Source organism: Conyzicola sp. (assembly GCF_046714715.1).
Lineage (GTDB): Bacteria > Actinomycetota > Actinomycetes > Actinomycetales > Microbacteriaceae > Conyzicola.
This window is the reverse complement of the sequence record NZ_JBKKAD010000133.1, coordinates 1-12,192: the sequence shown is the minus strand read 5'-3', so window position 1 is coordinate 12,192 and position 12,192 is coordinate 1. Positions and strand designations below refer to the sequence as shown.

Below are 12,192 nucleotides of genomic sequence, written 5' to 3'. Positions count from 1 at the left end.
CCGCGGCTTCGCCGCCGCCCGTCTCGTCGCCCGCGGCTCTCCCGGCTGCCGCGTCGCCCGCGCCTGACGCCACGTCCGGCGCGCCGGTCACCGATGCGCGCCCCGCCACCGCCACGCCCGCTGCTCGCCGTTCCAGCGTGCAGGTGGCGCTCCTCATCGTGGGCGTCTCGCTCGTGTCGATCGCCGCCATCTACTTCCTCGTCTACGCGTTCATCACCTACGGACTCGTCTGGCGTAGCGTCATCATCGGCTCGATCACGGTCGCCGCATTCGTGGTGGCGTCCCTGCTGCGTCGCAAGCGGCTGACCAGCACGGCGGAGGGTATCGGGGTGTTCGCCGTGGTGCTCGTCTACCTCGACGCGTTCGCCGTCCGAGCCAACAACCTGTTCGGCGCCGACTCGAGCGACGCCCTGGTCTACTGGGGCGCCACCCTCGTCGTCTCCGCGCTGGGGTTCACGGTCTGGCATCGCGCCTCCGCCCTACGGGTCGGGTCGGTGGCGGCGGCGACCGCCTTCGCGCCCGGCGTCGGTTTGCTCGTCGCCGGACTCGCGGAGCCTCTCGACGGCACGACCCGGCTGTTCGCGGCGTTCCTCGCGGTGGGACTGGCCGGGCTCGTGCACCCGTTCGTGGCGTCGCGCGGCACCGACCAGCCGACGCTCGCCGTCGCCGAGCGCGCCGTCGCCGCGACCATCGGCGCCGTCGGGCTATCCGTAGCGTTCTTCGCCGGATGGGAGATCGCACGGGTCGGCGAACCGCGCGTGTCCTACGCGCTCTGGGCGGTGGCGGCCGTCGCCGTCGCCCACGCGGTCGTCGTCGTCAGGTCGACCGACACGACGATCGTGGCCAGGGTGCTGACCTCGATCTTCTCTGCCCTCGGCGCCCTCGCGGCCAGCCTGGCGGTCGTGCTGTTGGCCTTCCGCACACTGACGACCGCCGGCGCGATGGTCGGCATCGCCGTGGCCCCCACGCTGATCGTCTTACTGCTCGTCTTCGTGCTGCTGCGCAACACGGCCCCGCTCGTGCGGTCGGCCCTCCGCACGGCTGCCTACACGGCCGCCGCCGTCGCGGTCGCGATGTTGCTCATCCCGGCGACGCACCTCGTGGTCCTCGGCGTCAGGGCGGTGACGACGGCCCTCGAGTCGGGCGCCTGGTCGCTCGACTTCGGCACCCCCGTCGCCGACCCGGCGCCCGAGACGGTGGCCTCGGCAGGTGCACTCGTCGTCGTTCTCGTTATGCTCGCGGCGTTCGCGCGTCTCACGGGAACCGCCGACCGCCTGCGCGCACCGACAGTCTGGGCGGCGGTCACCCTCGCCGCCCTGCTGGTGCCCCTGCTCGGTTCGCTCGGCGGCATCGTCATCGGCTGGCTCGCAGTAGCGGCCGCGTGCGTCGCGACGCTCGTCTGGACCGAGCGCGCCGCAACCGGGCGGACCGCCGCGTCAGCCGAGGTGGCGCCCCCCGTGGCCGGAGTAGTCGAATCGACGGGGCCTGCGTCGACCGGGCCCGCGCCGACCGGGCTGGCATCAGCCGGGCCGGCCGCGGCCGTCCGTCGCCTGCGCCTGCCGCTCGCGGTGCTCGGCGGCGTGACCGTGACGCTCGCCTACGTGCTCTCCTGGGCGAGCCTCGACATCTGGGTGCTCGGCACCGTGGCGACCCTGGTGCTGCTCGTGGCCGCGCGCGGCGCGGTGGCCGGTGCTCTCGTCGTACCCCGCGCCGTGCTTCTCGCGACCGCCGTCGCCGTCGCGCTCGGCGGCGCCGCCGCCGCGGGCAACCAGTTCGGCGCGGACCTGTTCGGCACTGACCAGTTCGGCACCGATCAGTTCGGCGACCCGGCCCGCGCGGTCGCGGCCCTCGCCATCGTGCTCTTCGGGCTGAGCGCAGTGCCCCTGCCCGGTGTGTTGTCCGCGCTCGACCGCCGCGCCGTCTTCGTTCTCTCGGCGTCGGCGATCGTGCTGGCTGCACCGTTCAGCGGCACGAACGTCGTGCTTGCGCTCGCGCTCGTCGTCGCGATCCTCGGCTGGCTCCTGCCGAGAACCGCGAGAGGCTTCCTGTTCGAACGACGCACGGCGGCGTTCGCTCTCGCTCCCGCGACGGCCTGGCTGCTCGCGTCGATCCCGAACGAGCTCGAACCCGCGTCCGTCTTCGTCGAGCTGGCCCCGATCGCGGCCGCACTGCTCGCGGCCGGCGGTTCGCTGGCGATCGCGGCCCGCACCGGATCGACCCTGCGCGTCGCGGGTGATACCGGCGTCGCCCTCGTCGCGGTGTCCGCAGTGCTCGCGGCGCTGCTGTTCGGCGACCACACCTGGCTCGTGCTGCTCGTCGCCGGAGTGACCGCGCTGGTCGGTGCGATCACTCCCGAGGGGCTGTTCGCCGCGACGGGACGACGCAAGCACCTCGGCTGGGTGGCCCTGGCGCTGGCAACGCTCGCGCTGTGGTGGCGTCTCAACGAGACATCCGTCACCGCCGTCGAGCCGTACGTGCTGCCCCTCTCCGGGGCCCTTCTCGTGATCGCCGCCCTCGACTGGCGCGCGCGTCGAGCGACCGAGAGCGCAACGGCGGCGCCGGTTCTCGTGCTCGCGGCGCTGCTCGTGGCGGTGGTCCCGGTCGCGCTGTCCACGGCCGGTGACGCCGGCGGCTACGACGACTCGGTCGTCCGCGCCGTGCTGGTCGGCGCTGTCGCGTCCGCCTTGCTGCTCGTCGGCAGTGTCACACGCGCGCCGGTGTGGGCGCGCCCCTACCTCGACGCGTCCGCGATCGCCGGCTTCGCGGGCGTCGTCATCGTCGCGGTCGCACGGTGCCTGTGGGCTTCGCCCGCGGATGCCACGGCCGACGTCTGGCTCGCGGCCGCCCTCGTGGTTCTCGTCATCGCGGCATACGGGCAGTGCTCCGGCCGGCCCGGCGACCGAACGTTCACGCCGCGCGCGGGCCGCGCCGTCGCGATCGCCGGGCTGACGATCGTGGTCGGCGTCGAGGCGACCCTGATCGATGCCACGACACTCGGCTTCGCCCGCACGCTCCTGGCCGTCACCCTGTTCGCCGCGATACACCTCATCGGACAGCTGACCAACCGGCTGCCGTTCGACCGCGTCGCCGGCTGGGTCGCGCTCGCCTCCGCGACCGTCGTCGCCGTGGTGGCCCTCGCCTCCGGGTCGGTGGACGACGTCGAGTGGGTGAGCGTGTCTATAGCGGTGTCACTGCTCGTCGCGGGCGGCGCACGCCTCGCCCGCGAGCCGGGGCTGCGCAGCTCGACGGCACTCGGCGGCGGAATGCTCGTGCTCTTCCTGCCGTCGCTGATCGAGTCGTCCGACGGCTCCGCCGTCTGGCGGCTCGTCGCGCTCGGGGTGCTCGCGGTCGCCGCCGTGGTGATCGGCCTGCTGCGCCGACTGCAGGCGCCCTTCGTGGTCGGGGCCATTGTCGCCGTCGTGCACGGACTCACGACGTTCGCCCCGCAGATTCTCGCGGTGTACGAGTCGACCGAGTGGTGGGTGTGGGCCGGCGCGGGCGGCATCGTCGTGCTCGTGCTCAGCGCGCGCTACGAACGCAGCCTGCGCACCGCGAAGAACGTGGTGGCGAGCATCGGCAACCTGCGCTGACAGACGGCCGGGGTCAGTGTCGCAGCGGTCAGCGCTGCAGCCAGGCCAGCACGGCGAGCACGCGGCGGTGGTCGTTGCCCGAGTCGTCGAGCCCGAACTTCTGGAAGATCGACGTGACGTTCTTCTCCACGGCACCGGTTCCGATGAACAGCGCCGCGGAGATGGCGGCGTTGGTGCGCCCCTCGCCCATGAGTGCCAGCACCTCGCGCTCGCGGGGTGTGAGCGTGGCGATCGGGTCGGTGCGCCGGCCGATCAGCTGGGCCACGACCTCCGGGTCGAGCACGGTGCCGCCGGCGGCGATGCGCGAGATCGCGTCGTCGAGCTCGTCGAGCGAGGCGACGCGGTCCTTGAGCAGGTAGCCGACGCCGCCCGTTCCCGAGGCGAGCAGCTCCTGCGCGTAGGCCACCTCGACGTACTGGGAGAGCAGCAGGATGCCGAGTCCCGGGCGTCGGCGACGCGCCTCGATCGCCGCCCGCACGCCCTCGTCGCGGAACGTCGGCGGCATGCGCACGTCGAGCACCGCGAGGTCGGGCGCCGTCTGGTCGAGGGCTGCGAGCAACTGGTCGGCGTCGCCGTAGGAGCCGACGATGTCGACCCCGGCCTCGCCCAGCACCCGCACGAGGCCCTCGCGCAACAGCACCGAATCGTCGGCGACGACCACTCGCAACGGCACGCCGCGCGGTGCCACGGTGCGCGGTGCCTCTGCGCGAGGTGGAGCGGTGCGCGGGGTCGCGCGGGACGCGTCGGGTTCGGTCATACCTCCAGCGTAGGCGGCGCGACGGTCGAGGCGGGGTAGCTCGAGACGAGCGGCAGGTGCGCCGTCACCACCGTGGGTCCGCCGACCGGGCTGTCGAGCTCGAGTGTGCCCCCGAGACCGCGCAGGCGTTCGTCGAGGCCCGCGAGACCGTGCCCGGCGACCTCGGCCGCCCCGCCGCGACCGTCGTCGGTGACGGAGACGTCGAGCCACGTGTCATCCGTCTCGAGCACCCGACGCAGGGCGACCCCGACCTCGACAGACGACGCGCCCGCGTGCTTCGCCGCATTGGCGAGCGCCTCGCTCGCGACGAAGTAGGCGTTGCGTTCGATCTCCTGCGGCAGCTCGAGCCCCTCGGGCAGTCCGCTCGTCACACGCACAGGCACCGTGCTGCGCACCGCCGCCGACTCCAGAGCGGCGACGAGACCCCGGTCGAGCAGGATCGGCGGGGCGAATCCGCGCGACAGCGCGCGCAGCTCCTCGAGCGCGTCCTTCGACTGGGCCATGGCCTCGGCGATCAGCTGGCGGGCCTTGACCGGATCGGCGTCGAGCTGGCGGTCGGCGGCGGCGAGGTCCATCTGCAGGCGCACGAGTCGCTGCTGCGGCCCGTCGTGGATGTCGCGCTCGAGCCGGCGCAGCGAGTGGCCCTCGGCCGAGATGGCGGCGCCGCGGCTCGCCTCGAGGTCGCCGACCTGCGCGCGAAGCGCCTCGGAGGCGAACGCGCCGAGCGTCACCCGGGCGATCACGTCGTGCAGCAGCACGAGGCCGCGCGTCACGAACGGCAGCGCGGCGAGCATGATCACGCCGATCACGAAGACGACCGCGGCCTCGAGCACGTCGCGGCCGACGCCGGGGGCAAGCCCCTCGAGCAGCCCGCTGGTCACGTACCACTCGCCGCCGCGGTCGGGCAGCGAGATCTGCCAGAACCAGAAGGTGACGGCCGAGAACGTCACCGATACCCAGATCACCGTGACCAGCCAGGTCGCGAGCGAGACGGCGAAGTTCACGACCATGGTGTGCAGCAGGTAGAGCCAGTAGTGGGCGCCGCCGAGAACCGAGCCGAGCCATTTCCAGAAGCCGTGGCCCCTGGTCGCCTCGGCCCAGAGCGGGCGCCTGATGGCGGGTCGTCCCGCCCAGCCCAGCCGGATGAGTTCGAACTCGCCGAAGAACCGGGAGACATACAGCGCCACGACGAGAACCGCCAGACCGATCAGGAACACGGGGATCGTTCCGATGCCGGCGAAGAACAGCGTGATCACCGTCGAGAAGCCGATCACGGCGACCGGAAGCGTGAGCACGAGGAAGCCGAGCTCCCTCGGAACGGTGCGCCAGAGCGACAGGTAGGTGGTGCGGACGGTCGCCGCTCGGTCAGTGCTGGTCATGGGTGTCTCCTGGGTCAATTGTGCCCGCACGCTGCCCGGGCTCGACGACCACGAACTGGCCCATCATCCCCTGGTCTTCGTGCTGCAGCAGGTGGCAGTGGTACATGTAGGGCGTCGTCGGGTCGGTGTAGTCGGTGAACCGCATGATGATGCGGTGGTCGGTGTTGGGGTGCAGCAGGATCGTGTCCTTCCAGCCGTCGAGCTGCGGGGGCGGCGGATCCCCGCCGATCGTCAGCACCTGGAACTGCACGTCGTGCACGTGGAAGCTGTGCGGCAATGCCATGTTGTTGCGCACGTTCCACACCTCGGTGGCGTCGACGGTGACGACCTCGTCGATGCGCGTGAGGTCCATCGGCTGCTGGTTGATCTGCAGGCCGTCGAGCACGAACCGCCGCTCGGCCGTCGCATCGAGGTCGTCGAGCCGCTCCATCGGAACCAGTTCGGACGGCACCGTGCCGACGGAGTTCAGGGCCGCGGACGCCACGAGCTCGAGCACGTCGAACCGGTCGGCGGCCCCGTTCGCCCCGCCCAGACCGTTGCCACCGAGCCCGACGTCGCGGGACTGCAGCCGGGCCGTCTCGCCCGCCGCCATGCGCACGAGCACCTCGGCGCGCTCGCCGGGCGACAACTGAACCGACGGCGTCGCGTACGGCCGTTCGAGCAGGCCGCCGTCGGTGCCGATCAGCGCGAGGTCGCGGCCGTCGTCGATGCCGAAGTTGTAGACGCGCGCCGGAGACGCGTTGAGCAGGCGCAGACGCACGACGTCGGTCGTCACCTCGAATTGCGGGCCGACGGTGCCGTTCACCAGCAGGGTGTCGCCGAGCACACCGACGTAGTCGCGCGACTCGCTCGACAGTCGGCCGTCGACGAAGCGGGCGTCCTGCACGATCACGGGCACATCGTCGACGCCGTAGTCGCGCGGCAGCGGAAGCGCCGCTTCGGGTTCGTCGCGCACGATGACCATGCCGGCGAGGCCCCGCCCCACCTGGTTCGCCGTCTCGCCGTGCGGATGCGGGTGATACCAGAGCGTCGCCGCCGGCTGGTCGACCGTCCACTCGGGCGACCACCGCGCGCCCGGCTCGACCAGCTGGTGCGGCCCGCCGTCGGCCGCGGCCGGCAGGTGCATTCCGTGCCAGTGCACCGTGGTCGGTTCGTCGAGGGCGTTGTGCAGCTCGATCCGCACGTCGTCGCCGCGATCGGCGACGATCGTGGGCCCGAGGTACGAGCCGTCGAAACCCGAGGTCTGCGTGCGCATTCCCGGCGTGAATTCGGTCGTACCGTTCTGGGCGGTGAGGGCGAAGGTATGGCGACCGGTCGCATCCGTCGTCGATTCGGCGAGCGGCGGAATCGCGAGGGGCGTGTCGAACGTCACCTTTCCGACGGTGTCGACCGTCGGCGAGCCCGCGGAGCAGCCGACGAGAACGAGGCCGAGGAGGGCGACGGCGAGGGCGGAGCGCGTGCTGGTCATGGTTCCAGCAAAGCGGCCGCGACGCGGGCCCGCCATGACGCCCGCGCCCGCATCGACACGGGGGTTAGCCCCACCTAAGCAAGCCTCACCTCATTGAGTGTTGCCTTCGCTTGCTTGCGGAATATATGGGGCTGAGTACCGTTGAAGCATACGTAGACGCCCGTTCGTGAGTGTCAGAAAAGGAGTCCTCCCCATGACCGAAGTACAGGCTGTTCCCCAGAGTTCCATCGACGCCGACATCGTCTCGGGTGTCGCCCAGTTCCTCGGCCCCGTGGTCGTCGACCTCACCGCCCTCGGCGTCGACGGCAAGCAGGCGCACTGGCACGTTCGCGGCGCGAACTTCCAGGCCGTGCACGAGCTGCTCGACGAGGTTGTGGAGCACGCGCAGCGCTACGCCGACACCGCCGCCGAGCGCGTCGTCGCCCTCGGCCTCCCCCTCGACGTGCGCATCCAGACCGTCGGAGCCAAGGCCACGAACCCGCCGCTGTCGGCCGGATTCCAGCAGTCGGATGTCACGATCGCCCAGATCATCGCATCGATCGACGCCACCCTGGCCACCGTGCGCACCGCCGTCGCCGAGCTCGCCGAACTCGACGCCGTCAGCCAGGACGTCGCCATCGAGATCGCCCGCGGCCTCGAGAAGGACCGCTGGTTCCTCTTCGCGCACCTCGCGAGCAAGTAGCCACCGCAGCCCTCACGCTGGTTGAGTAGGGCGCTCTGTCGCCCGTATCGAAACCTGGTTTCGATACGGGCGCAAGCGGCCTACTCAACCGGCGGCTTCTGCTTTAACCCGCGCGTAGACCGCCATGTCGACCCGCCTGCCGGGCATTTGCAGCGAGCTGCGCTGCACGCCCTCGAGCTCGAATCCGAGCCGCTCGAGCAGCGCCCGGCTGCGCCCGTTCTCGACCGCCGTGCGCGCCTGCACCCGGAACATGTCGCCGCGATCGAAGACGTGCTCGACGAGCGCGGCGACGCTCTCGAACGCGACACCGGTGCCCTCGACCCCCGCGCCGACCCAATAGCCGATCTCGGTGTTGCCCTCGGTCACATCCACTCGCGCGGTGCAACTGCCGACCGCCTTGCCGTCCAGCACGACCACGAACGGCAGCTGGGTGCGCGACACGAACGCCTGCGCCTGCCACGCCAGATAGGTGCGCGTCGTCGCGAGCGTGTGCTCGTCGTTCGCCCACGGCTCCCACGGCGCGAGGCGCGGAAGGTTGTCGCGCAGGAGCGCGAAATACTCGTCCGCGAGATCCGGATGCTGCAGCTCGAGTGTCAGCCCGGGCCGCACCTCGAGCGGGTAGCCGTCGGCCGCCACCACGGCGCTAGCTCGCGAGGCGCGCGAGCCGGCGTTCCCGCTGCTCGGCCGGGTCGGGCACGGGCGCGGACGCAATGAGACGCCGTGTGTAGTCGTGCTGCGGCGACCCCAGCACGACACTGCGCTCTCCTTGCTCGATGATGACGCCGCGCCGCATCACGGCCACCCGGTCGCAGAGCGAGTCGACGACCGCCAGGTCGTGGCTGATAAATAGGCAAGCGAACCCGAGCCGCTGCTGCAATTCGCGGAAGACGTCGAGCACCCTCGCCTGCACCGACACGTCGAGCGCGCTCGTGGGTTCGTCGGCGATGAGCAACGCGGGGTCGAGCGAGACGGCGCGGGCTATTGCGACGCGCTGGCGCTGGCCGCCCGAAAGCTCGTGCGGGTAGCGTTCGCGCCACGCTCCGCCGAGACCGACCTCGGCAAGCAGCGCGTCTGCACGGTCGCGCAGGGCGCTGCCGCGCAGACCGAGATGTACCCGCAGCGGTTCCTCCACGGTCTCGCCGATGGAGTATCGGGGGTTGAGCGACGTAGCGGGGTTCTGGAACACGACGCCGACGCGCTGGCGCATGGCGTGTCGCTCGGCCCGTCTCGCGGTCTTCAGGTCGAGCCCGTTCACCGCGACGGTGCCGGCGCTCACTGGCGAGAGCCCGATCGCGGCGCGACCGAGGGTGGTCTTACCGCTCCCCGACTCCCCCACGAGGGCGACAATCTCGCCTCGACCCACGGTAAGGGTCGCATCGTCGACGGCGCGGAATCTGCCCCGAATGGTGCTTCCGAAGTCCACGGAGAGGTGCCTGATCTCGAGAACAGGCACCGCGGCATCCGGAGCCTCTGTATTCGGTCCTCTTGTCGGCGCGACGCGCGCCCCGAGCCGCGGTACCGCGTCGAGTAGCTCGCGCGTGTACGCGGCGGCCGGCGAGGCGAACAGGGTGGTCGCATCGGCCGTCTCCACGACTTCCCCGCGACGCATGACGACGACGCGGTCGGCCATGTCAGCGACGACGCCCATGTCGTGGGTGATGATCAGGATGCTCGCAGAAAGTCTTTCGCGAAGTGAACGCAGCACCTCGAGCACTTCGGCCTGCACCGTGACGTCGAGGGCGGTCGTAGGTTCGTCGGCGATGAGCAACTCGGGATCGCAGGCGAGGGCCATCGCGATCATGACGCGCTGGCACTGGCCACCCGACAACTGGTGCGGATAGTAGCCCATCCGCTTGGCCGCCTCGGGAACCTCCACCGACTCGAGCAGCTCGATCGCCTTGGCGCGGGCCTCAGCCTTCGAGAGCTGCTTGTCGTGCTCGCGGATCGCCTCGATCAACTGGAAGCCGATGGTGAAGACGGGGTTCAACGCGGCGGCAGGGTCTTGGAAGATCATGGCGATACGCGCGCCGCGGATCAAGCGAAGCTGCGACTTGGGCGCCCCGAGCAGCTCGACGTCGCCAAACCGGATGCTGCCGGTCACGGTCGCGTTGGCCGGCAGCAGTCCGAGCACCGACATCGCCGACACGCTTTTACCCGAACCCGACTCGCCGACAATCGCAAGGATCTCGCCCCGACGCACCTCGAAGCTCGCCGAGGAGACGGCGACGTGTTGTTGGCCGTCGACATCGAAAATCACTGAAAGGTCATCGACAGCGAGCAGCGGCAGGGCGGGCGAGATCATGGTCCGGGTTACTCCTTGGTCGGGTTTCCTGCGTCACGGGTGGCCTTGAAGGCCTCCCAATCGGAGTGCATCTTGCGGTGATAATTGGCGACCCACGAGAAATAGTCGCGGCCGTTGACGAGGCGCTCGTGCGCCGCGGAGTTTCTCTCGTCGTCGAGGTCGATGATCGAAAGGCCGTACTCGATCAGCTCGCGTTCGCGATCGAGATACCGCCGCTCGCCGGCGAGCCATGAGCCCCAGATGTCGCGGTCGGCGCGGAAGTAGTGGCTGCGATCGCCGGGAACGACGTGCCTCTTGATGTAACCGATGTCGAGCAGGCGACGGGTGCTCGTCGATACCGATCCGGCGCTCGCGTTGAGCACAGCACCGAGGTCACCCGACGATATGAAGGGCTGTTGCATGATCATGAGGTATCCGAGCACCCTGCCGTCCATGGTGGGCGAACCCGCGCTCGAGAGCAGAGCGCCGAATTCGTCGGCGTAGGCGCGACGACGCTGTTCGTCGGCATCGATATCCTCGCCCATGGCGGGCACATCGCGATCTGTCATGACGTCTCCTCGGTGATGTCCGGCCAGCCTATGTCAGCGGGTGGACCTCTCCCATTGCGCCGAGCGGCCAGAGGCTCATGCCTCCGCTGCCGCGCACCGATACCACCGCGCCGCCGGCATCGAACTCGTAGATCATGCGTTCGCCCACCGAACCGAAGCCGCTGCCCTTGCGAATGAGCAGCGTGTTCTCGTCGACGATTTCGAGCTCGTCGAGGCCGTCGAGGGGGTTCGGGCTGCCGGGGTGCAGCGACACGAGCCGCTCGCCGAGCTGCACGACGTCGAGCACACCCCACATGTTTGCGAACCGCCCGGTGAACCGTGCAGACGGGATGTCGGTGCGCGCCGTGGCGGGCGCCGCGAGCGAGAGCGCCGGGGTTTGCACGAGAGCGGCGTCGATGAGACGCAGCACGCCGTTCGACAGTTCGGCGGCCGGGCCGTCGACCGCGTTGGTGAGCACCGAGATCGCGAGGCCCGCGGCCGGGTCGAACAGGCTGCGGGTGATGTGGCCGGGGTAGCCGCCCGAGTGCCCGACAACACGATGGTCACCGATGCGTTCGATGATCATGCCGAGTCCGTAGTGTGCGGCACCAGGCGTCGCCGTATCGCTCAGCCATTGCTCGCGCTGTTGCATCCGCTTGCTGGAATCTTTCACTAGGCGCTCGTCGCCCGGGAAATGCGCGGCGAAGTAGTGCACGAGATCTTCAGCCGTTCCGTAGAAGCCGGTGGCAGCGGCCATGGCGCGGGTGTCGACGTGGTCGACGGGACGGCGATCGAGCGTCGTGTGGAAGCCGGTGTACCCCCGTGCGTACTCGTCTGCCCGGAGGGCGTCGAGCTCGGGACCGGTGTTTTTCAGTCCGAGCCGGTCGACGATCTCTGCAGTGACGTAGTCGTTGTAGCTGCGCCCGCTAGCGGCGGCCACGATGAGGCCGAGCAGCGAGTAGCCGACGTTGGTGTAGTTGAACCCCTCCCCTGGCAGAGCCTTGTCGCCGCCTTCGATGATCATCGCTATGAGTTCCGCCTGGTCGGGGAAGGCGCGAACGTGCTGCCAGTAGTCTCCGTCGAGGCCGTCTCGGATGACTCCCGCGGAGTGTTCGAGCAACTCACGCACGGTGACTTCCGCCACCGGCGAGCCGGCCTCGACGAGCGCGGGCACGAAATTACCCGCTGGGTCGTCGAGTCGCAGCTCGCCCGCCTCGAACAGTTGCAAAATGGCCGTCGCGGTGAACGTCTTCGAGTGCGAAGCGATCCGGAAGAGATGATCGGATGTCAGTGCGACACCGTTCTCCACGTCGGCGAAACCGTAGGCCTTCGAGAACTGCAGGGCGCCGTCGAAGTAGACGGCGGCCTGCACACCGGGGGTGCGCGTATTACCCGCGCGGGATTGGAGCCAGGAGTCGATGTATGGCAAGACCGCCGTGAGAGCGTCGACGGCGGGGTTGGGCATGGGGTTCACTTTGGTTGGGAAG

Annotated in this window: 9 protein-coding genes; 2 read left to right on the top strand and 7 right to left on the bottom strand. The window is 70.2% G+C overall.

Translation table 11 applies throughout. The features are described 5' to 3' along the window. On the top strand, window positions 1-3,590 hold a 3,590-nt coding region (locus ACLQ6X_RS09855; protein WP_411699994.1), incomplete at its 5' end, for an SCO7613 C-terminal domain-containing membrane protein. A 28-nt stretch (window positions 3,591-3,618) separates the two neighbouring features. On the opposite strand, the gene ACLQ6X_RS09850 is transcribed toward ACLQ6X_RS09855, so the two are convergent. Genes ACLQ6X_RS09850 through ACLQ6X_RS09840 form a run of 3 tightly spaced genes read right to left on the bottom strand, consistent with a single transcriptional unit; the run spans window position 3,619 to window position 7,194 of the window. Beyond that, on the bottom strand, window positions 3,619-4,347 hold the full coding sequence (locus ACLQ6X_RS09850) for a response regulator transcription factor (protein WP_411699993.1): 729 nt from the start codon (window positions 4,345-4,347) through the stop codon (window positions 3,619-3,621). Next, on the bottom strand, window positions 4,344-5,726 hold the full coding sequence (locus ACLQ6X_RS09845; protein WP_411699992.1) for a sensor histidine kinase: 1,383 nt from the start codon (window positions 5,724-5,726) through the stop codon (window positions 4,344-4,346). Before ACLQ6X_RS09845 ends, ACLQ6X_RS09850 begins: the two co-directional genes overlap by 4 nt. Next, entirely contained in the window at window positions 5,713-7,194 is a 1,482-nt protein-coding gene (locus ACLQ6X_RS09840) for a multicopper oxidase family protein (protein ID WP_411699991.1), read from the bottom strand. Before ACLQ6X_RS09840 ends, ACLQ6X_RS09845 begins: the two co-directional genes overlap by 14 nt. 193 nt (window positions 7,195-7,387) lie before the next feature. Here ACLQ6X_RS09840 and ACLQ6X_RS09835 point away from each other — a divergent pair, with 193 nt between their 5' ends. Further along, window positions 7,388-7,876, top strand: coding sequence for a Dps family protein (locus tag ACLQ6X_RS09835; RefSeq protein ID WP_411699990.1), 489 nt, complete (start codon window positions 7,388-7,390; stop codon window positions 7,874-7,876). An 84-nt stretch (window positions 7,877-7,960) separates the two neighbouring features. Here ACLQ6X_RS09835 and ACLQ6X_RS09830 read toward each other — a convergent pair whose 3' ends face one another. Genes ACLQ6X_RS09830 through ACLQ6X_RS09815 form a run of 4 tightly spaced genes read right to left on the bottom strand, consistent with a single transcriptional unit; the run spans window position 7,961 to window position 12,170 of the window. Further along, the gene (locus tag ACLQ6X_RS09830) at window positions 7,961-8,515 is read right to left on the bottom strand and encodes a GNAT family N-acetyltransferase (protein WP_411699989.1); all 555 of its coding nucleotides are present in this window, start codon (window positions 8,513-8,515) and stop codon (window positions 7,961-7,963) included. Between the two features lie 4 nt (window positions 8,516-8,519). Further along, window positions 8,520-10,178 (bottom strand): ABC transporter ATP-binding protein, encoded by a 1,659-nt coding sequence (locus ACLQ6X_RS09825; RefSeq protein ID WP_411699988.1) that lies wholly within the window; start codon window positions 10,176-10,178, stop codon window positions 8,520-8,522. An 8-nt stretch (window positions 10,179-10,186) separates the two neighbouring features. Further along, a complete protein-coding gene (locus ACLQ6X_RS09820; protein ID WP_411699987.1) occupies window positions 10,187-10,726 on the bottom strand; it encodes a GbsR/MarR family transcriptional regulator in 540 nt (179 codons plus the stop codon). A gap of 28 nt (window positions 10,727-10,754) precedes the next feature. Next, window positions 10,755-12,170: a serine hydrolase domain-containing protein gene (locus ACLQ6X_RS09815; RefSeq protein ID WP_411699986.1), complete on the bottom strand. Its 1,416-nt coding sequence runs from the start codon at window positions 12,168-12,170 to the stop codon at window positions 10,755-10,757. Between the last annotated feature and the right edge of the window lie 22 nt (window positions 12,171-12,192).

Coding starts and splice junctions, on each gene's coding strand:
- ACLQ6X_RS09815 (WP_411699986.1), bottom strand. CDS start 12,170: ATGCCCAACCCCGCCGTCGACGCTCTCACGGCGGTCTTGCCATACATC.
- ACLQ6X_RS09825 (WP_411699988.1), bottom strand. CDS start 10,178: ATGATCTCGCCCGCCCTGCCGCTGCTCGCTGTCGATGACCTTTCAGTG.
- ACLQ6X_RS09840 (WP_411699991.1), bottom strand. CDS start 7,194: ATGACCAGCACGCGCTCCGCCCTCGCCGTCGCCCTCCTCGGCCTCGTT.
- ACLQ6X_RS09850 (WP_411699993.1), bottom strand. CDS start 4,347: ATGACCGAACCCGACGCGTCCCGCGCGACCCCGCGCACCGCTCCACCT.
- ACLQ6X_RS09845 (WP_411699992.1), bottom strand. CDS start 5,726: ATGACCAGCACTGACCGAGCGGCGACCGTCCGCACCACCTACCTGTCG.
- ACLQ6X_RS09835 (WP_411699990.1), top strand. CDS start 7,388: ATGACCGAAGTACAGGCTGTTCCCCAGAGTTCCATCGACGCCGACATC.
- ACLQ6X_RS09820 (WP_411699987.1), bottom strand. CDS start 10,726: ATGACAGATCGCGATGTGCCCGCCATGGGCGAGGATATCGATGCCGAC.